This window comes from Escherichia fergusonii ATCC 35469 (genome assembly GCF_000026225.1).
GTDB classification, from domain to species: domain Bacteria; phylum Pseudomonadota; class Gammaproteobacteria; order Enterobacterales; family Enterobacteriaceae; genus Escherichia; species Escherichia fergusonii.
Map to the genome: position 1 here is coordinate 3,703,034 of NC_011740.1, position 21,082 is coordinate 3,724,115.

Genomic DNA, 21,082 nt, shown 5'->3' on the forward strand with positions numbered 1-21,082 from the left:
TCTTTCGCCCAATAAAAAACGCCCCAGTCATTACTGACTGGGGCGGCTAAAATATTCAGCCAAATCCGATTACGTGAAGTAAAAGGTCTGAAAGATAGAACATCTTACCTCTGTACCCTACGCGACTAACTTTACTCTTTTTTGTTCAGTTCAGAAAGCACTTTTTGTAATTTTTTTTCAGCTGTTGCATAGGAATTTCTAATACCCATCACAAAATGCGTCTGCTTATGTTGCTTACTTACGAAAAAAGGGCATGTTCAGGCGAATCTTAGTGCGCCTGATCCCAGTTTTCGCCACTCCCCACTTCCACCAGCAACGGCACATCCAGACGGGTACAGTTTTCCATCAGTTGATGAATCTGTTTCGCGACGGCATCGACATCATCTTTATGAACTTCAAATACCAGTTCATCGTGTACCTGCATAATCATACGCACACGCGGTTGCTCAGCCTGTAACCACGCATCAACGGCAATCATCGCCCGTTTGATAATGTCGGCGGCGGTTCCCTGCATTGGCGCGTTAATGGCTGCACGTTCAGCTGCTGCACGGCGCGCGCCGTTGCTGGATTTGATATCCGGCAGATAAAGACGACGACCATCAAGTGTTTCAACGTAGCCCTGCTCTTTCGCCTGCGCACGGGTGCGCTCCATATACTCCAGCACGCCTGGGTAGCGTTCGAAGTAAAGGTCCATGTACTTCTGCGCTTCTTTACGTGGAATGTTCAATTGTCGCGCCAGACCGAAAGCACTCATGCCATAAATCAGACCAAAGTTGATCGCTTTCGCGCTACGGCGTTGCTCGCTGGTGACGGTTTCCAGTGGCAAACCAAACACTTCTGCTGCCGTTGCCCGGTGGATATCTTTTCCTTCCGCGAATGCGGTCAGCAAGCCTTTGTCACGCGAGAGATGCGCCATAATGCGCAGTTCAATCTGCGAGTAGTCCGCCGAGACAATCACATAATCCTCTGGCGCAATAAACGCCTGGCGGATACGGCGACCTTCTTCGTTACGCACCGGAATGTTTTGCAGGTTAGGATCGGTTGACGATAAACGTCCCGTCGCAGTTACGGCCTGGTGATAAGAGGTATGTACACGCCCGGTTTTTGGGTTGATCATCAGCGGCAGCTTGTCGGTGTAGGTCGATTTCAGCTTCGCCAGACCACGATACTCCAGAATCACTTTTGGCAACGGATAGTCCAGCGCCAGCTCTTCCAGTACCTCCTCCGACGTTGACGGCGCACCACCCGGCGTTTTCTTCAGCGGTTTAATACCCTGTTTTTCAAACAGAATGGTTTGCAACTGCTTGGTGGAAGAAAGGTTAAACTCTTCACCTGCAATTTCATGCGCTTTCTTTTCCAACTCAGCCAGACGCAGAGTGAGCTCTTCAGAGTGATTATGCAGCACTTTCGGATCGATCTTAACACCGTTACGTTCAATGCGTGAAAGCACCGGCACCAGCGGCATTTCGATGTTCTCGAAGACGTTCAACGGCCCTTTGTTTTTTTGCAGATCCGGCCACATTTTCAGATGCAGCTGCAAGGTGACATCGGCATCTTCGGCTGCGTAACGTCCGGCCTCTTCGAGGGCAATCTGGTTAAAGGTCAGTTGATTTTTGCCTTTACCCGCAATCTCTTCAAAAGTGATGGTTTTGTGCTTCAACCAACGTTCCGCGAGGCTGTCCATATCGTGACGCCCGGCAACGCTATTGAGAATGTAGGATTCAAGCATGGTATCAAACGCAATCCCACGCAGCTCAATGCCGTAATTCGCCAGAATACCGCGATCGTATTTCAGGTTTTGCCCAACCTTCAGCGCCTTTTCATCTTCCAGCAGCGGTTTTAGCAACTCGAGTGCACGCTCGCGAGAGATTTGATCGGGCGCATCAAGATAATCATGAGCAACCGGAATATATGCCGCTACGCCTGGCTCGATAGCAAAAGAAAGCCCGACCAGGTTAGCAGAGATGTTATCGAGGCTGTCGGTTTCGGTATCAAAGGCAAATACCGGCGCTTTTTCCAGCTTCGCAATCCACGCTTTCAGTGTTTCTTCATCAAGGATGGTGACGTAGTTGTCATACGAAATCACCGTTGCCGTCACTTCTGGTGCTTCGTCTGCAACACTGGTTTCCTGCGGCCTGGCTGCGGGTTTCGCCCCTTTAGCCTGTAGCCATTTGCCCGCTTCGACATCAGCAGTCCAGCGTTTGAACTCATACTTTTTGAACAGCCCTAACAACTCTTCTGCCGCCGGTTGCTGCACTTCCAGTTGTTCACAGGTCAGCTCCAGTTCAACGTCGGTTTTAATCGTCGCCAGCTGGTAAGAGAGATAAGCCACTTCTTTGTTTTGCTCGAGCTTCGCCGCCATTGTTTTCGCGCCACGGAAGCTTAGGCCAGCAATTTTTTCCGGCTCGGCATACAGCGTATCCAGCCCGCCAAGCCCCTGCAGCAGTGCCTGCGCGGTTTTTTCACCAACGCCCGGTACGCCAGGAATGTTATCAGAGGAGTCCCCCATCAGCGCCAGGAAGTCGATGATCAGTTCTGGCGGCACGCCGTACTTATTCACCACCTCTTCCGGGCCGAGGATGGTATTCGTCATGGTATTGATAAGCGTAATATTTGGCGTCACCAGCTGCGCCATATCTTTATCGCCAGTGCTTATCAGCACCGGACGCCCCGCTTTTTCGGCTTCCCGCGCCAGAGTACCGATAACGTCGTCCGCTTCTACGCCAGAAACCGCCAGCAGCGGCAGCCCCATCGCTTTAACCATCGCGTGCAGGGGTTCGATTTGTGCTCGCAGATCGTCCGGCATTGGCGGGCGATGTGATTTGTAATGTTCAAACAGTTCATCACGAAAGGTTTTTCCCTTGGCGTCAAAGACCACCGCTGCATGCGTCGGTTTATATTGCATGATCAGACTGCGCAGCATGTTGAGGACACCATACATCGCACCGGTCGGCTCGCCTGCACTGTTAGTTAGTGGCGGAAACGCGTGGTATGCGCGATAAAGATAAGATGAACCATCTACAAGGATAAGGGGATTTTGCGGGATCTGAACCATAATGTCCGTGCCTGTTTATCAGATTATGGGTAAAGGATGCCACATACGGGGGCAAAACTTGAGTTTTTCACTCTCTTTAGGGCAAATCTTTTGCTATTCTCCGGCCCCGCTCGCAAAACATATTGTGGATAACTTTGTGCATAAATTATTTACATCTCATTTTTAATATTCTTATGATAGATGAATCACTCTATTTATCTCTATTTTTCAATTAATTATATAATTTCCTGCTTTCATCATTATCAATATTAATGATTACTGTAATGTGGATAGATATACTCCATGTTCCTGGTCACTAAGACCCATCATTTGCGCCGTTTTCTGTTAGAATCGGCCACTTGCGCGGCTTTCGCGCCTTGTCTATGGCTAACTTTTTGAAAAATAAAATTATGACGAGAATACTCGCTGCGATAACGATTTTGCTGAGTATCGTATTGACCGTCCTGGTCACTGTTTTCTGTTCCGTTCCCATCATCCTTGCAGGAATTGTGAAAATTTTGCTGCCTATACCGATTGTTTGGCGCAAAGTGTCGCTCTTTTGCAATTTCATGATGTATTGCTGGTGTGAAGGATTAGCAGCATTGTTGCACCTCAATCCCCATCTCCAGTGGAAGGTCGAAGGGCTTGAAGGGTTGAGCAAAAAAAACTGGTATTTGCTTATCTGCAATCACCGCAGTTGGGCAGATATTGTTGTGCTTTGTGTCCTGTTCCGTAAACACATTCCCATGAATAAGTACTTTCTTAAACAGCAATTAGCCTGGGTACCTTTTATCGGTCTCGCATGCTGGGCATTAGATATGCCTTTTATGAAACGTTATTCACGGGCATATTTACTCCGTCACCCGGAACGGCGCGGTAAGGACGTGGAAACCACCCGACGCTCATGTGAGAAGTTTCGCCTGCATCCCACCACAATTGTTAATTTTGTCGAAGGCTCCCGCTTCACTGAAGAGAAACACCAGCAGACACGTTCCCCCTATAAAAACCTGTTACCACCAAAAGCAGCTGGGATCGCAATGGCACTGAATGTGCTGGGCAAACAATTTGATAAATTGCTTAACATCACTCTCTGTTACCCAGAAAACAATCGTCAGCCTTTTTTCGATATGCTGAGTGGGAAGTTAACGCGAATTGTTGTAAAGGTTGAATTGCAGCCCATAGCTGAGGAATTACATGGCGATTATGTGAACGATAAAGCGTTTAAGCGCCGCTTTCAGCTATGGTTAAATACACTCTGGCATGAGAAAGATCAGTATCTGAATACGCTTATCTCTTCCGAACAGCGAGATTGACCATAGTTGCTCGCCCCGAAAATCCCCGAGGCGAGTAATAAATATTAAGGCATCAAACGTGCCATGCGCATGAAAAACTCCATATCCGTCATTTCTTTACCGTTAAAATATACTTTTCCTTGTCCATAGTGAATTTGCAATGACCCCGTATTTTCATCAAACTTAAGTAAATCGAGTTGTTGACCCACATCCTTAAATTCTGCGACCGCCTGTTCAGCCTTGATCTGTGCTGCTTCTCTACTGTGACCTTCTGATAAACGAATTTGTTTCGCTAATTCCCCGATAACGTTAAGTGGCAGAGAAATATTCAGATCTAACGACTTTATACTATTATCAACAGATTTAGCATCAGCCATCGCAATATTCAGATCACCTTTCAATTCCCCTACAGCATTTCTCCATTTAACAGGGATCTGGATAACAGGTTCACTTTTGAACAAGATTGGTAAACTCTCTGCAAGTACCCCAACCCGGAGATCATCCATCGCATTTTCATCTTTCATTACATCTGGATTATTTGCCAATTGCTTGCGTAATAAAATATTGTAGTGTTCAATAAAAACTCTAAAAGCGAGTGGATCAATAGCATTAAATTGCAACGACATATCTCCACTGCCAAAATTTTGATCGCCTTTTTTTAAGGTATCAATGCCGTAGGAGAAATTAGTATTGATATATTTTTTATCCTTAGCGCGTTCAAATATTATTTTTGAAGCAAAAGAATTAATTTTAGTAATGTCATCATCAAGTCCCTGAAGCGTAACCTGATTAAATTTTACATCACTTGTTCCTACTGGATATCTCATTTCCTCTATACGAGATAATGAATTAAGAGTCATCGAGTTTGCAGTAAGTTTGGTTATGGAGTCCAAATTTACAATGATATTATTCAGATATCCAGTTACTTCCATATTTGACGGCGAACTGTCATCACCACGAAACGTGAACTTACCATCTTTATAAGAGACTTCCTGAAAGGTTGCCGGAGTTATATTCACTTCAGTGGTTAGTGCCCCACCCAATGCAACCACGATATCAGCAACGAATGGTGACTTACCTTTCGTTGCAGTGTAGTAGGATTGTGTAACCTCATTCTTAGCCAGAGATACCTTTGCCGTTGCCATAGTTGGCTTTATATTACCCTTTGAAAGCTGACCCAGTGGAAATGGTCCATGATCAACATTTACATCCAGTATAATATTCTGACCCGGTTTAATTTCGCTATCTGTAATACCATTATTAAAGGTCAGAGCTACTTGAAAAGATGAACTAAAAAAACCTCTTTTATAATCTTTACAACTTAGCGTCATATCATGAGCGCCATTACTACTTTTATTAGCTTTATTAAAACCAACAATAAACTGCTCAACACTGGTTTGAGTTTTCATACCAGAAAACCATGTACCACCACCCAGAATGACAACAACAGCAATAACCGAACCAGCAATTGATTTACGTATCATATTTTATCCCTGAAGAGTAACGCGATTTGGTATATCGCTATGCGAATATCCTCTACAGAGTTTATATTGTCCAGCAACGACGTAAAATATCAGAATATATTTATATTTATTAAATAATAAAAAAGCCCGTGAATATTCACGGGCCTTATGTAATTCACAATGAATTATTTTTTCTCGGACAGATATTTCACAGTATCAGCATACTGCTGAACAAAAACATCCATATTGCTGGTATCCATACCCTGCGGATTCAGCTGATATTTACCGTTAACAAACATCGCCGGAACGCCACGCAATTGCACGTCGGCTGCGGCTTTTTCCTGCTGAGCCACCAGAGATTTCACCACGAAGCTGTTCCAGGCCGCGTCGTACTCTTCACCTTTAATACCTGCGTTGATAAATACATCGCGGATATCAGATGCAGAACGAATGGTCTGGGTTTTCTGTACGCCTTCAAACAGCGGAACAGTCACTTTGTCTTCCACGCCCAGCGCCATCGCCACTGCCCATGCCTGAGTCAGTTCTTTGCCCAGATCCCCACCCATGAAGTTGACGTGGTATTTAGTCATTTTCACGCCTTCCGGCAGTTTTTTCTTCACGTTCTCAGAAATATGCAGAACTTCTTCAAACTGATAGCAGTGCGGGCAGAAGAAAGAGAAAAACTCCAGCACTTGCGGCGCGCCAGCAACCGGTTTTTCCAGGGTGGTGTACTGTTTACCATCTTCATACTGCGCCGCCGATGCGCTAAACGCTAAAACTAAACCAGCCAGCGCCAGCCAAATCTTTTTCATGATCTACTCTCTCCGATTAATACATAGGTGTTAATTGCAAAGGGGGTTCTTGTAGAACTTTTGCCTGTTCTATAAAAGTCGCCGTCTGTCGCAGCCAGTAATCTTCCCCGGTTAACCACGGGAAATTTTTCGGGAACGCGGGATCAGCCCAACGCCGCATTAGCCAGGCAAGATAATAAACCAAACGCATGGCGCGTAAAGGTTCAATCAGTCCGATTTCAGCGATATCGAACTCGCTAAATTCTTCATAAGCCTCAATAATAGTTTCCAGTTGCATCCGCTGCTCAGCTTTATCGCCATTGAGCAACATCCACAAATCCTGAATAGCCGGACCATTACGTGCATCATCCAGATCAACGAACATTGGACCATCGCGCCAGAGAATATTCCCGGCGTGGCAGTCTCCATGTAGCCGCAGAACGGTGAAATCTTCCCGCCAGTGTGCTGTAACGGCGGCGATCAGCTCATCTGTCGCTTTCAGGAATGCCGCTTTTAACCCGGAAGGTATCAATGTAGCGTCCTCAAACAGCTTGCGTGGCTCAATGAGGTATTCATTCAGACCGATGGTCGGGCGATGGATAAAAAGCTGTTTACGCCCCGTCTGGTGCATACGCCCTAAATAACGCCCAACCGCTTCCATCTGATCGATATTATCAGCTTCGAACTGGCGACCACCGACGCTTGGAAAAACAGCGAAATAAAATCCCAGATGATTCAATAAAGTCTGACCATTAAAGGCCACAGGTGCTGCGACCGGAACTTCATCGTTAACCAGCTGCAACGCAAATTGATGTTCTTCGAGGATTTGATCGGCTGTCCAACGTTCAGGGCGATAAAATTTGACGACAAAACGTCGACGCTCTTCGTCCTGAAATTGATAGACACGGTTTTCATAGCTGTTAAGCGGGGTAAGACCGGAATCCACCCGGATCCCATGCTCAAACAGAGCGTCCATGATGGTATCCGGGTGTAGTGTCTGGAAAGTAAAAGCGCTGTTGTTCATCCCATCATCCGGAAAACATTACGAATGATGAAGGATATCATTTCACGATGATTTTGGTTGCGCCGCTTACAAGCTTTTACTCTTTAATTACGCCACGTGCGCGTAATAGCGCCGTTTTGAAATCTTCTTCATAATCTTTCTGCAAACCCGGGATCACCGCATCTTTCGCGGAATCACGCATTTTCAGGTGATAGATCAGAATGTCATCCGTCAAATCCGCCAGTTCGCCGTCAAAACCTGACTCTTTCGCCAGTTTCTGCAAAAATTGCAGCAGGTTAAGGTCTGGTTCTTTTTGCCAGGCTGGCTGGAGGAGTTCAATAACTTCATTCAGACGTTTACATTTCATAGTGATGCTCCTTACTCTTGAGACAGACACGTTAGCAGGGTCAATCCCACAATAAAAGAGGCGATATCGGTCAATCTGATGACGACGATAACAGGCGTTGTGCTGGCGGGCGGTAAAGCCAGACGAATGGGCGGCGTAGATAAAGGATTGCTTGAATTAAACGGCAAACCATTATGGCAACATGTCGCTGACGCGCTTATGACGCAGCTCTCTCACGTCGTGGTTAATGCTAATCGTCATCAGGAAATCTATCAGGCAAGCGGTCTGAAAGTGATTGAAGATTCACTGGCGGATTACCCAGGCCCTCTGGCAGGAATGCTTTCAGTAATGCAGCAGGAACCTGGTGAGTGGTTTTTGTTTTGCCCGTGCGATACGCCTTACATTCCCCCTGATTTAGCCGCCCGGCTTAATCATCAGCGCAAAGATGCGCCTGTCGTGTGGGTCCATGACGGTGAACGTGATCACCCGACTATTGCTCTGGTAAACCGCGCTATTGAGCCTTTATTACTAGAATATCTGCAAGCAGGAGAACGCCGGGTAATGGCATTTATGCGTCTGGCTGGCGGCCATGCGGTTGATTTCAGCGATCATAAAGATGCATTTGTTAACGTGAATACGCCAGAGGAGCTTGCCCGATGGCAGGAAAAACGATGATACCGTTACTCGCCTTTGCCGCGTGGAGCGGCACTGGAAAAACTACGCTGCTGAAAAAACTGATCCCGGCATTATGCGCCAGAGGGATCCGTCCAGGGCTGATTAAGCATACGCACCATGATATGGATGTTGATAAACCGGGCAAAGATAGCTATGAGCTGCGCAAGGCTGGCGCGGCACAAACCATCGTTGCCAGCCAGCAGCGATGGGCCTTGATGACGGAAACACCAGACGAAGAAGAGCTGGATCTACATTTTCTCGCAAGTCGAATGGATACCTCAAAGCTGGATTTGATTCTGGTCGAAGGGTTTAAGCATGAAGAGATCGCAAAGATTGTGCTGTTTCGCGATGGAGCCGGACATCGACCGGAAGAATTAGTGATAGACAGACATGTTATTGCTGTAGCCAGTGATGTGCCGCTTAATCTTGATGTCGCGTTACTGGATATTAATGATGTTGAGGGGCTGGCTGATTTTGTGGTGGAGTGGATGCAAAATCAGGACGGATAAGCAAGAGTAGGCTGGATAAAACGCGCCATGCGTTGCACCCGGCATTATTTTCTGCACCAATGCAAAAAGGCCATCCGTCAGGATGGCCTTCTGCTTGATTTGATGCCTGGCAGTTCCCTACTCTCGCATGGGGAGACCCCACACTACCATCGGCGCTACGGCGTTTCACTTCTGAGTTCGGCATGGGGTCAGGTGGGACCACCGCGCTAAGGCCGCCAGGCAAATTCTGTTTATCAACACGTCCCGTTCTGACCTGTCGATTTAATCTGTATCAAGCTTACTTGTCGATGTCTCTTCCGCCAAAACACCTTCGGCGTTGTAAGGTTAAGCCTCACGGTTCATTAGTACCGGTTAGCTCAACGCATCGCTGCGCTTACACACCCGGCCTATCAACGTCGTCGTCTTCAACGTTCCTTCAGGACCCTTAAAGGGTCAGGGAGAACTCATCTCGGGGCAAGTTTCGTGCTTAGATGCTTTCAGCACTTATCTCTTCCGCATTTAGCTACCGGGCAGTGCCATTGGCATGACAACCCGAACACCAGTGATGCGTCCACTCCGGTCCTCTCGTACTAGGAGCAGCCCCCCTCAGTTCTCCAGCGCCCACGGCAGATAGGGACCGAACTGTCTCACGACGTTCTAAACCCAGCTCGCGTACCACTTTAAATGGCGAACAGCCATACCCTTGGGACCTACTTCAGCCCCAGGATGTGATGAGCCGACATCGAGGTGCCAAACACCGCCGTCGATATGAACTCTTGGGCGGTATCAGCCTGTTATCCCCGGAGTACCTTTTATCCGTTGAGCGATGGCCCTTCCATTCAGAACCACCGGATCACTATGACCTGCTTTCGCACCTGCTCGCGCCGTCACGCTCGCAGTCAAGCTGGCTTATGCCATTGCACTAACCTCCTGATGTCCGACCAGGATTAGCCAACCTTCGTGCTCCTCCGTTACTCTTTAGGAGGAGACCGCCCCAGTCAAACTACCCACCAGACACTGTCCGCAACCCCGATAAGGGGCCAACGTTAGAACATCAAACATTAAAGGGTGGTATTTCAAGGTCGGCTCCATGCAGACTGGCGTCCACACTTCAAAGCCTCCCACCTATCCTACACATCAAGGCTCAATGTTCAGTGTCAAGCTATAGTAAAGGTTCACGGGGTCTTTCCGTCTTGCCGCGGGTACACTGCATCTTCACAGCGAGTTCAATTTCACTGAGTCTCGGGTGGAGACAGCCTGGCCATCATTACGCCATTCGTGCAGGTCGGAACTTACCCGACAAGGAATTTCGCTACCTTAGGACCGTTATAGTTACGGCCGCCGTTTACCGGGGCTTCGATCAAGAGCTTCGCGTTACCGCTAACCCCATCAATTAACCTTCCGGCACCGGGCAGGCGTCACACCGTATACGTCCACTTTCGTGTTTGCACAGTGCTGTGTTTTTAATAAACAGTTGCAGCCAGCTGGTATCTTCGACTGATTTCAGCTCCACGAGCAAGTCGCTTCACCTACATATCAGCGTGCCTTCTCCCGAAGTTACGGCACCATTTTGCCTAGTTCCTTCACCCGAGTTCTCTCAAGCGCCTTGGTATTCTCTACCTGACCACCTGTGTCGGTTTGGGGTACGATTTGTTGTTACCTGATGCTTAGAGGCTTTTCCTGGAAGCAGGGCATTTGTTGCTTCAGCACCGTAGTGCCTCGTCATCACGCCTCAGCCTTGATTTTCCGGATTTGCCTGGAAAACCAGCCTACACGCTTAAACCGGGACAACCGTCGCCCGGCCAACATAGCCTTCTCCGTCCCCCCTTCGCAGTAACACCAAGTACAGGAATATTAACCTGTTTCCCATCGACTACGCCTTTCGGCCTCGCCTTAGGGGTCGACTCACCCTGCCCCGATTAACGTTGGACAGGAACCCTTGGTCTTCCGGCGAGCGGGCTTTTCACCCGCTTTATCGTTACTTATGTCAGCATTCGCACTTCTGATACCTCCAGCATGCCTCACAGCACACCTTCACAGGCTTACAGAACGCTCCCCTACCCAACAACACTTAGTGTCGCTGCCGCAGCTTCGGTGCATGGTTTAGCCCCGTTACATCTTCCGCGCAGGCCGACTCGACCAGTGAGCTATTACGCTTTCTTTAAATGATGGCTGCTTCTAAGCCAACATCCTGGCTGTCTGGGCCTTCCCACATCGTTTCCCACTTAACCATGACTTTGGGACCTTAGCTGGCGGTCTGGGTTGTTTCCCTCTTCACGACGGACGTTAGCACCCGCCGTGTGTCTCCCGTGATAACATTCTCCGGTATTCGCAGTTTGCATCGGGTTGGTAAGTCGGGATGACCCCCTTGCCGAAACAGTGCTCTACCCCCGGAGATGAATTCACGAGGCGCTACCTAAATAGCTTTCGGGGAGAACCAGCTATCTCCCGGTTTGATTGGCCTTTCACCCCCAGCCACAAGTCATCCGCTAATTTTTCAACATTAGTCGGTTCGGTCCTCCAGTTAGTGTTACCCAACCTTCAACCTGCCCATGGCTAGATCACCGGGTTTCGGGTCTATACCCTGCAACTTAACGCCCAGTTAAGACTCGGTTTCCCTTCGGCTCCCCTATTCGGTTAACCTTGCTACAGAATATAAGTCGCTGACCCATTATACAAAAGGTACGCAGTCACCCCATAAAGAGGCTCCCACTGCTTGTACGTACACGGTTTCAGGTTCTTTTTCACTCCCCTCGCCGGGGTTCTTTTCGCCTTTCCCTCACGGTACTGGTTCACTATCGGTCAGTCAGGAGTATTTAGCCTTGGAGGATGGTCCCCCCATATTCAGACAGGATACCACGTGTCCCGCCCTACTCATCGAGCTCACAATATGTGCATTTTTGTGTACGGGGCTGTCACCCTGTATCGCGCGCCTTTCCAGACGCTTCCACTAACACACACACTGATTCAGGCTCTGGGCTCCTCCCCGTTCGCTCGCCGCTACTGGGGGAATCTCGGTTGATTTCTTTTCCTCGGGGTACTTAGATGTTTCAGTTCCCCCGGTTCGCCTCATTAACCTATGGATTCAGTTAATGATAGTGTGACGAATCACACTGGGTTTCCCCATTCGGAAATCGCCGGTTATAACGGTTCATATCACCTTACCGACGCTTATCGCAGATTAGCACGTCCTTCATCGCCTCTGACTGCCAGGGCATCCACCGTGTACGCTTAGTCGCTTAACCTCACAACCCGAAGATGTTTCTTGCGATTCATCATCGTGTTGCGAAAATTTGAGAGACTCACGAACAACTTTCATTGTTCAGTGTTTCAATTTTCAGCTTGATCCAGATTTTTAAAGAGCAAAACTTCGCAGTGAACCTTTGCAGGTACACTCTGAAGTATTTTTTATTTAATCACTACAGAGATGGTGGAGCTATGCGGGATCGAACCGCAGACCTCCTGCGTGCAAAGCAGGCGCTCTCCCAGCTGAGCTATAGCCCCATAACATGTAGTTAAAACCTCTTCAAATTTGCGGTGCAAATTTGGTAGGCCTGAGTGGACTTGAACCACCGACCTCACCCTTATCAGGGGTGCGCTCTAACCACCTGAGCTACAAGCCTGTAGAGGTTTTACTGCTCATTTTCATCAGACAATCTGTGTGAGCACTGCAAAGCACAGTTCTTTAAGGTAAGGAGGTGATCCAACCGCAGGTTCCCCTACGGTTACCTTGTTACGACTTCACCCCAGTCATGAATCACAAAGTGGTAAGCGCCCTCCCGAAGGTTAAGCTACCTACTTCTTTTGCAACCCACTCCCATGGTGTGACGGGCGGTGTGTACAAGGCCCGGGAACGTATTCACCGTGGCATTCTGATCCACGATTACTAGCGATTCCGACTTCATGGAGTCGAGTTGCAGACTCCAATCCGGACTACGACGCACTTTATGAGGTCCGCTTGCTCTCGCGAGGTCGCTTCTCTTTGTATGCGCCATTGTAGCACGTGTGTAGCCCTGGTCGTAAGGGCCATGATGACTTGACGTCATCCCCACCTTCCTCCAGTTTATCACTGGCAGTCTCCTTTGAGTTCCCGGCCGGACCGCTGGCAACAAAGGATAAGGGTTGCGCTCGTTGCGGGACTTAACCCAACATTTCACAACACGAGCTGACGACAGCCATGCAGCACCTGTCTCACGGTTCCCGAAGGCACATTCTCATCTCTGAAAACTTCCGTGGATGTCAAGACCAGGTAAGGTTCTTCGCGTTGCATCGAATTAAACCACATGCTCCACCGCTTGTGCGGGCCCCCGTCAATTCATTTGAGTTTTAACCTTGCGGCCGTACTCCCCAGGCGGTCGACTTAACGCGTTAGCTCCGGAAGCCACGCCTCAAGGGCACAACCTCCAAGTCGACATCGTTTACGGCGTGGACTACCAGGGTATCTAATCCTGTTTGCTCCCCACGCTTTCGCACCTGAGCGTCAGTCTTCGTCCAGGGGGCCGCCTTCGCCACCGGTATTCCTCCAGATCTCTACGCATTTCACCGCTACACCTGGAATTCTACCCCCCTCTACGAGACTCAAGCTTGCCAGTATCAGATGCAGTTCCCAGGTTGAGCCCGGGGATTTCACATCTGACTTAACAAACCGCCTGCGTGCGCTTTACGCCCAGTAATTCCGATTAACGCTTGCACCCTCCGTATTACCGCGGCTGCTGGCACGGAGTTAGCCGGTGCTTCTTCTGCGGGTAACGTCAATGAGCAAAGGTATTAACTTTACTCCCTTCCTCCCCGCTGAAAGTACTTTACAACCCGAAGGCCTTCTTCATACACGCGGCATGGCTGCATCAGGCTTGCGCCCATTGTGCAATATTCCCCACTGCTGCCTCCCGTAGGAGTCTGGACCGTGTCTCAGTTCCAGTGTGGCTGGTCATCCTCTCAGACCAGCTAGGGATCGTCGCCTAGGTGAGCCGTTACCCCACCTACTAGCTAATCCCATCTGGGCACATCCGATGGCAAGAGGCCCGAAGGTCCCCCTCTTTGGTCTTGCGACGTTATGCGGTATTAGCTACCGTTTCCAGTAGTTATCCCCCTCCATCAGGCAGTTTCCCAGACATTACTCACCCGTCCGCCACTCGTCAGCGAATCAGCAAGCTGATCCCTGTTACCGTTCGACTTGCATGTGTTAGGCCTGCCGCCAGCGTTCAATCTGAGCCATGATCAAACTCTTCAATTTAAAAGTTTGATGCTCAAAGAATTAAACTTCGTAATGAATTACGTGTTCACTCTTGAGACTTGGTATTCATTTTTCGTCTTGCGACGTTAAGAATCCGTATCTTCGAGTGCCCACACAGATTGTCTGATAAATTGTTAAAGAGCAGTGCCGCTTCGCTTTTTCTCAGCGGCGCGGGGTGTGCATAATACGCTTTCCCGCTACAGAGTCAAGCATTTTTTTGCTTTTCTCTGCCGAGATTCTCAGGAGAACCTCGCTGACCCGGCGGCGTGTATGCCGTTGTTCCGTGTCAGTGGTGGCGCATTATAGGGAGTTATTCCGGCCTGACAAGAGGAAATTTAAAATAATTTTCTGACCGCGCATTTTTTATTCTTTATGCTTATTTCAGCGTCGGTTTGTCGGTTAAATGGGCGATTTCTCGGGCGAAATTCGCCACCTGCTCCCAATCGGTATAGACAACTTCTTTGCGCGTATCCGTTTCACCGCCTGACATCTTCATAATCAGCTTGATCATAAAGCGGTCGTACCAGCGGTAACGTGGATAACGTAGCGCCCCGGCAATGACGGCACAGCGATCGGGACGCCATTGTGAACTCATCAGAAACTTCCGCGCGTAGCTATTGGTCTGTGGAGTACGCTTCTCCGGTTTGCGCGCCACCAGGTTTACGGAGTAAAAAGCGCTCGGCATCGAGTTCAGCCGCGTCGCATGCTTTTTGACAAATTCCTGGAACGCAGAATGGTAGTGACCGTAGCGAATAGAAGCGCCAATGACCACACGGTCGTAGTTTTCCCACTGTGGTTCTTCAATGCGGTGCACATTGGCGACATCCGCCTGGATCCCCAGTTCTTTCAGTTCCGAAGCCAGGTAGGAGGCAATCTCGCGCGTTTGTCCGTCCCTTGTTGAGAAAAGAATTAATGTTTTCACGTATTACTCCATCATTCACGCCAGAAAGTCGGGGTAAAGAGCACCAGCAATGTAAAGACCTCGAGACGACCAAACAGCATATTGGCAATCAGGATCCATTTAGCCACCGGGTTCATACTGGTAAAGTTATCAGCAACCACGCCAAGCCCTGGCCCCAGGTTATTCAATGTCGCAACAACCGAGGCAAAGGCAGAAAAGTCATCCACGCCCGTGGCGATAATCGCCAGCATACTGACAATAAACACCAATGCATAGGCGGAGAAAAATCCCCAAACGGCTTCGAGGATACGTTCCGGCAGTGCGCGATTCCCCAGCTTAATGCTATACACGGCGTTCGGGTGCACCAGTCGTTTCAGCTCACGGTTCCCCTGCTTAAACAGCAGCAGAATGCGGATCACTTTCAGGCCACCGCCCGTAGACCCGGCGCAACCGCCAATAAATGCTGAACATAAAAGCAGTACCGGCAAAAAGAGCGGCCAGCGGGCAATGCTATCTGTCGTAAATCCGGCGGTCGTCGCCATCGACACCACCTGAAAAAACGCCTGGTTAATTGTCATCAGCGCCGAACTGTAGACATTATGAAACCACAGCACGAGGGTACAAATAACCACCAGCGTAAACTGTACGCCGATAAACATGCGAAATTCCGGATCGCGCCAATAAACCTTCAGACTACGCCCACTTAACAGTGAAAAGTGCAGACCGTAGTTACAGCCGGAGATCAGCAGGAAGATAGCAATGATGGTGTTAATAGTCGGGCTGTCGAAATAACCGATACTGGCATCATGTGTCGAGAAGCCGCCAATAGCGATAGTCGCAAAGCTATGGCCGATGGCATCAAAGGCATCCATTCCGGCAAACCACAACGCCAGCGCACAGGCGACGGTCAGCAAGACATAAATCAACCACAGGGTTTTCGCCGTTTCCGCAATTCGCGGGCGCATTTTGTTATCTTTCAGTGGGCCGGGCATTTCCGCGCGATAGAGCTGCATCCCACCCACGCCGAGGATAGGCAGTATCGCAACCGCCAAAACGATGATCCCCATCCCGCCAAACCATTGCAGCATCTGGCGATAAAAGAGGATTGCGTGAGGAAGTGTATCCAGTCCCACCAGCGTAGTGGCCCCCGTGGTAGTCAGACCGGAGAAAGATTCAAAAAACGCATCGGTAATCGTGAGGTTTGGGCTTTCCGAAAAGATAAAAGGGAGCGCACCGACGCTACCCAACACGGTCCAGAACAGCACCACTATCAGAAACCCTTCACGGGATTTCAGTTCGCCCTTCTCTTTACGGTTCGGCCACCACAGCATAGAGCCAATGGCGAGGGCGACAAAAAAGGTCTGGGTAAAAGCGCGGCCCGCACCATCCCGGTAGATGAGTGCTACCAGTCCAGGGATAATCATGGTCCCTGAAAATAAGATGACCAGTAGTCCAACAATTCGGGTAATGGCGCGAAAATGCATCTCTGCCGCTTCCTTAGTTCTGCAAAATGAAGTGGGGATTATTCTTCAATCGCTAACAATTGCAATGAACCACGGCTAAAATCCGCCAGTTTTGCGGAAAATTCAGCCACTTTCGCCGCCGGAAGCGCCACCCGCAGCAGAACGAATGCCTGATAATCACTGTTGATAATTTTGCCGTCACAGTGCCCCAGCAACGCTTCAATGCCGGTTAACTGACTATATTCACATTGCAAAGTATATTCGGTTAATGGCGTCTTGCGTTGGGTCGTTAGCTGGCGCAGTGCCTGATTCACGCCGCCGCCATACGCTTTCACTAACCCACCGGTGCCCAGCAATATGCCGCCGTAGTAGCGCACCACCACGGCGGTAATTTCCCCGACGCCGCTGCCCATAAGTTGGGCGAGCATCGGTTTACCTGCCGTTCCCGCCGGTTCCCCGTCATCAGAGAAACCCAGTTGTTGAGAATCATCCGGTGCGCCAGCTACCCACGCCACGCAATGGTGGCGGGCATCAGGGTGTTCTGCCCGCACCGATTCAACAAACGCTTTCGCCGCCTCGACGCCATCGGTATGCGCCAACAGCGTAATGAAGCGGCTTTTTTTGATCTCTTCAACAACCGTGACCGGTGCCGCAGGAATTAACCAGCTTTCCATCACGCCAGTTTCAGATCCCGGGTCATGTTTTCCACGTTGTTTTCGTGGATCACCACGTTGTCTTCGATACGAATACCGCCGAACGGTTTCAGTGCTTCAATTTTCTGCCAGTTGAAGTGTTTGCTGAACTGCCCTTCACGCCACGGCGCCAGCAGCGATTCGATGAAGTAGATACCCGGTTCGATGGTTAACACCATGCCCGGCTGGAGAATACGAGTGCAGCGCAGGTACGGATATTTTGCCGGTGCCGCGAGGTGCGTACCGCTATCATCCTGCATAAAACCAGCGACGTCATGCACCTGCAGGCCCAGCGGATGGCCGATACCATGCGGCATAAACGGTCCGGTAAGATCATTTTCGACCATCGCCTCTTCACTCATATCAGTGATGATTTGATGTTTACGCAGCAGTTTGGCGATGCGCTGATGGAACTGGATGTGGTAATCCACATAGCTGACGCCTGCTTTCATGGTAGCGATCAGCGCCAGTTGTTCATCATTTACGTCTTTCACCAGCTGTGCATAGTCGTTGTCGCTTTTTGCCGACCAGGTACGAGTCAGGTCAGCCGCATAGCCGTTATATTCGGCCCCGGCATCCAGCAGGAAGCTGCGCATCTCTTCCGGTGCCTGATGGTCCAGTTTGGTGTAATGCAGTACCGCAGCATGTTCGTTGAGCGCCACAATGTTGCTGTAAGGTACGTCGGTATCACGATGACCGGTCGCGGTCAGATAGGCAATGTTGATATCGAACTCGCTCATGCCAGAACGGAACGCTTCTTCTGCCGCGCGATGACCGTTGACCGCCATTTTCTGCGCTTCACGCATACAGGCCAGTTCGTACTCAGTTTTGAAGGAGCGGTAGTAATGCAGGTAGTCGATAACCCCTTTCGGGTTGATATTGCTGGCCTCAATGCCCAGTTGCAGCGCACGTTCCGGCACCGGGCCGATATACCCGATATTGCCGCGCGCAGCTGGTAACAGGCTACCAATGCCATCGGCTTTCGGCAGCGCGATCACTTCTACGTCTTCAGTCCAGAAAGAGGTCGGCAAAGGTTCGACGTTGTGCCAATAATCAACCGGCAGATAGAACCACAGTTTCGGCTTATTCACGCCATCCACCAGCAACCAGCAGTTTGGCACCTGAGTTACCGGCACCCACGCTTTGAATTGCGGGTTCACTTTAAACGGATAGGGATGATCGTCGAGAAAAACGTTGAACAGTTCGCCGGAGTGAATAAGTAACGCATCCAGCTTGAAGCGCGCCAGCGCATCGCGAGCCCGTTTCTGCAAGGTAGCTATATGATTTTTATAGAGTGAGGCCAGTGATTCCATTTTTTACCCTTCTGTTTTTTTGACCTTAAGTCTCCGCATCTTAGCACATCGTTCATCCAGAGCGTGATTTCTGCCGAGCGTGATCAGATCGGCATTTCTTTAATCTTTTATTTGCATATTTTTAACACAAAATACACACTTCGATGCATCTGGTACGACCAGATCACCTTGCGGATTCAGGAGACTGACATGCTTTACAAAGGCGACACCCTGTACCTTGACTGGCTGGAAGATGGCATTGCCGAACTGGTATTTGATGCCCCAGGTTCAGTTAATAAACTCGACACTGCGACCGTCGCCAGCCTCGGCGAGGCCATCGGCGTGCTGGAACAGCAATCAGATTTAAAAGGGCTGCTGCTGCGTTCGAATAAAGCAGCCTTTATCGTCGGTGCTGATATCACCGAATTTTTGTCCCTGTTCCTCGTTCCTGAAGAACAGTTAAGTCAGTGGCTGCACTTTGCCAATAGCGTGTTTAATCGCCTGGAAGATCTGCCGGTGCCGACCATTGCTGCCGTCAACGGCTATGCGCTGGGCGGTGGCTGCGAATGCGTGCTGGCGACCGATTATCGTCTGGCGACGCCGGATCTGCGCATCGGTCTGCCGGAAACTAAACTGGGCATCATGCCGGGCTTTGGCGGTTCTGTACGTATGCCACGTATGCTGGGCGCTGACAGTGCGCTGGAAATCATTGCCGCCGGTAAAGATGTCGGCGCGGATCAGGCGCTGAAAATCGGTCTGGTGGATGGCGTAGTCAAAGCAGAAAAACTGGTTGAAGGCGCGAAGGCGATTTTACGTCAGGCCATTAACGGCGACCTCGACTGGAAAGCGAAACGTCAGCCGAAGCTGGAACCGCTAAAACTGAGCAAGATTGAAGCCACCATGAGCTTCACCATCGCTAAAGGAATGGTCGCACAAACAGCAGGGAAACATTACCCCGCACCCATCACCGCAGTAAAAACCATTGAAGCGGCTGCCCGTTTTGGTCGAGAAGAAGCCCTAAACCTGGAAAACAAAAGTTTTGTCCCACTGGCGCATACCAACGAAGCTCGCGCACTGGTCGGCATTTTCCTTAACGATCAATATGTAAAAGGCAAAGCGAAGAAACTCACCAAAGACGTTGAAACCCCGAAACAGGCCGCTGTGCTGGGCGCAGGCATTATGGGTGGCGGCATCGCTTACCAGTCTGCGTGGAAAGGCGTACCGGTTGTCATGAAAGATATCAACGACAAGTCGTTAACCCTCGGCATGACCGAAGCCGCGAAACTGCTGAACAAGCAGCTTGAGCGCGGCAAGATCGACGGTCTGAAACTGGCTGGCGTGATCTCCACGATTCATCCAACGCTCGACTACGCCGGGTTTGATCGCGTGGATGTTGTGGTAGAAGCGGTAGTCGAAAACCCGAAAGTGAAAAAAGCCGTGCTGGCAGAAACCGAGCAGAAAGTACGCCCGGATACCGTGCTGGCTTCCAATACTTCAACCATTCCTATCAGCGAACTGGCCAACGCGCTGGAACGCCCGGAAAACTTCTGCGGGATGCATTTCTTTAACCCGGTCCACCGGATGCCGTTGGTGGAAATTATTCGCGGTGAGAAAAGCTCCGACGAAACCATCGCGAAAGTTGTCGCATGGGCGAGCAAGATGGGTAAAACGCCAATTGTGGTTAATGACTGCCCCGGCTTCTTTGTTAACCGCGTGCTGTTCCCCTACTTCGCCGGTTTCAGCCAGCTGCTGCGTGACGGCGCGGATTTTCGCAAGATCGACAAAGTGATGGAAAAACAGTTCGGCTGGCCGATGGGTCCGGCATACCTGCTGGATGTCGTGGGCATTGATACCGCGCATCACGCCCAGGCAGTGATGGCAGCAGGTTTCCCGCAGCGGATGCAGAAAGATTATCGCGATGCCATCGACGCACTGTTTGATGCCAACCGTTTTGGTCAGAAGAACGGCCTCGGTTTCTGGCGTTATAAAGAAGACAGCAAAGGTAAGCCGAAGAAAGAAGAAGACGCCGCCGTTGACGACCTGCTGGCAGAAGTCAGCCAGCCGAAGCGCGATTTTAGCGAGGAAGAGATTATCGCCCGCATGATGATCCCGATGGTCAACGAAGTGGTGCGTTGTCTGGAAGAAGGCATTATCGCCACTCCGGCAGAAGCCGATATGGCACTGGTCTACGGCCTGGGCTTCCCTCCGTTCCACGGCGGCGCGTTCCGCTGGTTGGACACCCTCGGTAGCGCAAAATATCTCGATATGGCACAGCAATATCAGCACCTCGGCCCGCTGTATGAAGTGCCGGAAGGTCTGCGTAATAAAGCGCGTCATAACGAACCGTACTATCCCCAGGTTGAGCCAGCCCGTGCGGTTGGCGACCTGAAAACGGCTTAAGGAGTCACA

14 protein-coding genes, 2 tRNA genes and 3 rRNA genes are annotated in these 21,082 nt (G+C 50.0%); 4 read left to right on the forward strand and 15 right to left on the reverse strand.

Going from position 1 to position 21,082, the window contains the following annotated elements; genetic code table 11:
- Nucleotides 1–55: 55 nt before the first annotated feature.
- Nucleotides 56–103, reverse strand: coding sequence for a small protein SpfP (gene spfP / locus EFER_RS24925; RefSeq protein ID WP_071892919.1), 48 nt, complete (start codon nt 101–103; stop codon nt 56–58).
- Between the two features lie 165 nt (nt 104–268).
- Entirely contained in the window at nt 269–3,055 is a 2,787-nt protein-coding gene (gene polA / locus EFER_RS18110; RefSeq protein ID WP_000250023.1) for a DNA polymerase I, read from the reverse strand.
- A gap of 362 nt (nt 3,056–3,417) precedes the next feature.
- Between polA and EFER_RS18115 the strand changes: the two genes are divergently transcribed.
- Complete coding sequence (locus tag EFER_RS18115; RefSeq protein WP_001273375.1) at nt 3,418–4,347, forward strand: acyltransferase; 930 nt, start codon at nt 3,418–3,420, stop codon at nt 4,345–4,347.
- 44 nt (nt 4,348–4,391) lie between these two features.
- Here EFER_RS18115 and EFER_RS18120 read toward each other — a convergent pair whose 3' ends face one another.
- From EFER_RS18120 to EFER_RS18135, 4 genes are all read right to left on the reverse strand, one after another.
- Nucleotides 4,392–5,810, reverse strand: a complete 1,419-nt coding sequence (locus tag EFER_RS18120; RefSeq protein WP_000619861.1) for a YdgA family protein — start codon at nt 5,808–5,810, stop codon at nt 4,392–4,394.
- A gap of 164 nt (nt 5,811–5,974) precedes the next feature.
- Nucleotides 5,975–6,601, reverse strand: a complete 627-nt coding sequence (dsbA, locus tag EFER_RS18125; protein ID WP_000725353.1) for a thiol:disulfide interchange protein DsbA — start codon at nt 6,599–6,601, stop codon at nt 5,975–5,977.
- 16 nt (nt 6,602–6,617) lie between these two features.
- Entirely contained in the window at nt 6,618–7,604 is a 987-nt protein-coding gene (srkA, locus tag EFER_RS18130) for a stress response kinase SrkA (RefSeq protein WP_001065506.1), read from the reverse strand.
- 76 nt (nt 7,605–7,680) lie between these two features.
- Nucleotides 7,681–7,950 (reverse strand): YihD family protein, encoded by a 270-nt coding sequence (locus tag EFER_RS18135; RefSeq protein ID WP_001295263.1) that lies wholly within the window; start codon nt 7,948–7,950, stop codon nt 7,681–7,683.
- Between the two features lie 78 nt (nt 7,951–8,028).
- Here EFER_RS18135 and mobA point away from each other — a divergent pair, with 78 nt between their 5' ends.
- The gene (gene mobA, locus EFER_RS18140) at nt 8,029–8,604 is read left to right on the forward strand and encodes a molybdenum cofactor guanylyltransferase MobA (RefSeq protein WP_000207934.1); all 576 of its coding nucleotides are present in this window, start codon (nt 8,029–8,031) and stop codon (nt 8,602–8,604) included.
- A complete protein-coding gene (gene mobB, locus EFER_RS18145; RefSeq protein WP_000907615.1) occupies nt 8,586–9,113 on the forward strand; it encodes a molybdopterin-guanine dinucleotide biosynthesis protein MobB in 528 nt (175 codons plus the stop codon). The genes mobA and mobB overlap by 19 nt, the downstream gene beginning before the upstream one ends.
- 104 nt (nt 9,114–9,217) lie before the next feature.
- Here mobB and rrf read toward each other — a convergent pair.
- The 9 genes from rrf to pepQ all read right to left on the reverse strand — a co-directional run bounded on the left by rrf (nt 9,218) and on the right by pepQ (nt 18,694).
- A 5S ribosomal RNA gene (gene rrf / locus EFER_RS18150) occupies nt 9,218–9,333 on the reverse strand.
- Nucleotides 9,334–9,433: 100 nt separating this feature from the next.
- Nucleotides 9,434–12,337: ribosomal RNA gene (locus EFER_RS18155) — 23S ribosomal RNA — on the reverse strand.
- Nucleotides 12,338–12,520: 183 nt separating this feature from the next.
- Nucleotides 12,521–12,596, reverse strand: a tRNA-Ala gene (locus EFER_RS18160).
- A gap of 42 nt (nt 12,597–12,638) precedes the next feature.
- A tRNA-Ile gene (locus tag EFER_RS18165) sits at nt 12,639–12,715 on the reverse strand.
- Nucleotides 12,716–12,783: 68 nt separating this feature from the next.
- Nucleotides 12,784–14,325: ribosomal RNA gene (locus tag EFER_RS18170) — 16S ribosomal RNA — on the reverse strand.
- The 16S, 23S and 5S rRNA genes sit together here with 2 tRNA genes alongside, the layout of an rRNA operon.
- 376 nt (nt 14,326–14,701) lie before the next feature.
- Nucleotides 14,702–15,247 (reverse strand): menaquinone-dependent protoporphyrinogen IX dehydrogenase, encoded by a 546-nt coding sequence (gene hemG, locus EFER_RS18175; protein WP_000853963.1) that lies wholly within the window; start codon nt 15,245–15,247, stop codon nt 14,702–14,704.
- A gap of 11 nt (nt 15,248–15,258) precedes the next feature.
- Entirely contained in the window at nt 15,259–16,710 is a 1,452-nt protein-coding gene (gene trkH, locus EFER_RS18180; protein WP_000545683.1) for a Trk system potassium transporter TrkH, read from the reverse strand.
- Nucleotides 16,711–16,748: 38 nt separating this feature from the next.
- Nucleotides 16,749–17,363, reverse strand: a complete 615-nt coding sequence (locus EFER_RS18185) for an IMPACT family protein (protein WP_002432881.1) — start codon at nt 17,361–17,363, stop codon at nt 16,749–16,751.
- Nucleotides 17,363–18,694: a Xaa-Pro dipeptidase gene (gene pepQ / locus EFER_RS18190; RefSeq protein ID WP_000444587.1), complete on the reverse strand. Its 1,332-nt coding sequence runs from the start codon at nt 18,692–18,694 to the stop codon at nt 17,363–17,365. Before pepQ ends, EFER_RS18185 begins: the two co-directional genes overlap by 1 nt.
- 189 nt (nt 18,695–18,883) lie before the next feature.
- On the opposite strand from pepQ, the gene fadB reads away from it, so the two are divergent.
- Nucleotides 18,884–21,073, forward strand: a complete 2,190-nt coding sequence (fadB, locus tag EFER_RS18195) for a fatty acid oxidation complex subunit alpha FadB (RefSeq protein ID WP_000965931.1) — start codon at nt 18,884–18,886, stop codon at nt 21,071–21,073.
- The last annotated feature ends 9 nt before the right edge of the window (nt 21,074–21,082 follow it).

Bases quoted from the DNA above. Each gene is read 5' to 3' on its own strand.
- polA (WP_000250023.1), bottom strand. From the start codon at position 3,055: ATGGTTCAGATCCCGCAAAATCCCCTTATCCTTGTAGATGGTTCATCT.
- EFER_RS18115 (WP_001273375.1), top strand. From the start codon at position 3,418: ATGGCTAACTTTTTGAAAAATAAAATTATGACGAGAATACTCGCTGCG.
- EFER_RS18120 (WP_000619861.1), bottom strand. From the start codon at position 5,810: ATGATACGTAAATCAATTGCTGGTTCGGTTATTGCTGTTGTTGTCATT.
- dsbA (WP_000725353.1), bottom strand. From the start codon at position 6,601: ATGAAAAAGATTTGGCTGGCGCTGGCTGGTTTAGTTTTAGCGTTTAGC.
- srkA (WP_001065506.1), bottom strand. From the start codon at position 7,604: ATGAACAACAGCGCTTTTACTTTCCAGACACTACACCCGGATACCATC.
- EFER_RS18135 (WP_001295263.1), bottom strand. From the start codon at position 7,950: ATGAAATGTAAACGTCTGAATGAAGTTATTGAACTCCTCCAGCCAGCC.
- mobA (WP_000207934.1), top strand. From the start codon at position 8,029: ATGACGACGATAACAGGCGTTGTGCTGGCGGGCGGTAAAGCCAGACGA.
- mobB (WP_000907615.1), top strand. From the start codon at position 8,586: ATGGCAGGAAAAACGATGATACCGTTACTCGCCTTTGCCGCGTGGAGC.
- trkH (WP_000545683.1), bottom strand. From the start codon at position 16,710: ATGCATTTTCGCGCCATTACCCGAATTGTTGGACTACTGGTCATCTTA.
- EFER_RS18185 (WP_002432881.1), bottom strand. From the start codon at position 17,363: ATGGAAAGCTGGTTAATTCCTGCGGCACCGGTCACGGTTGTTGAAGAG.
- pepQ (WP_000444587.1), bottom strand. From the start codon at position 18,694: ATGGAATCACTGGCCTCACTCTATAAAAATCATATAGCTACCTTGCAG.
- fadB (WP_000965931.1), top strand. From the start codon at position 18,884: ATGCTTTACAAAGGCGACACCCTGTACCTTGACTGGCTGGAAGATGGC.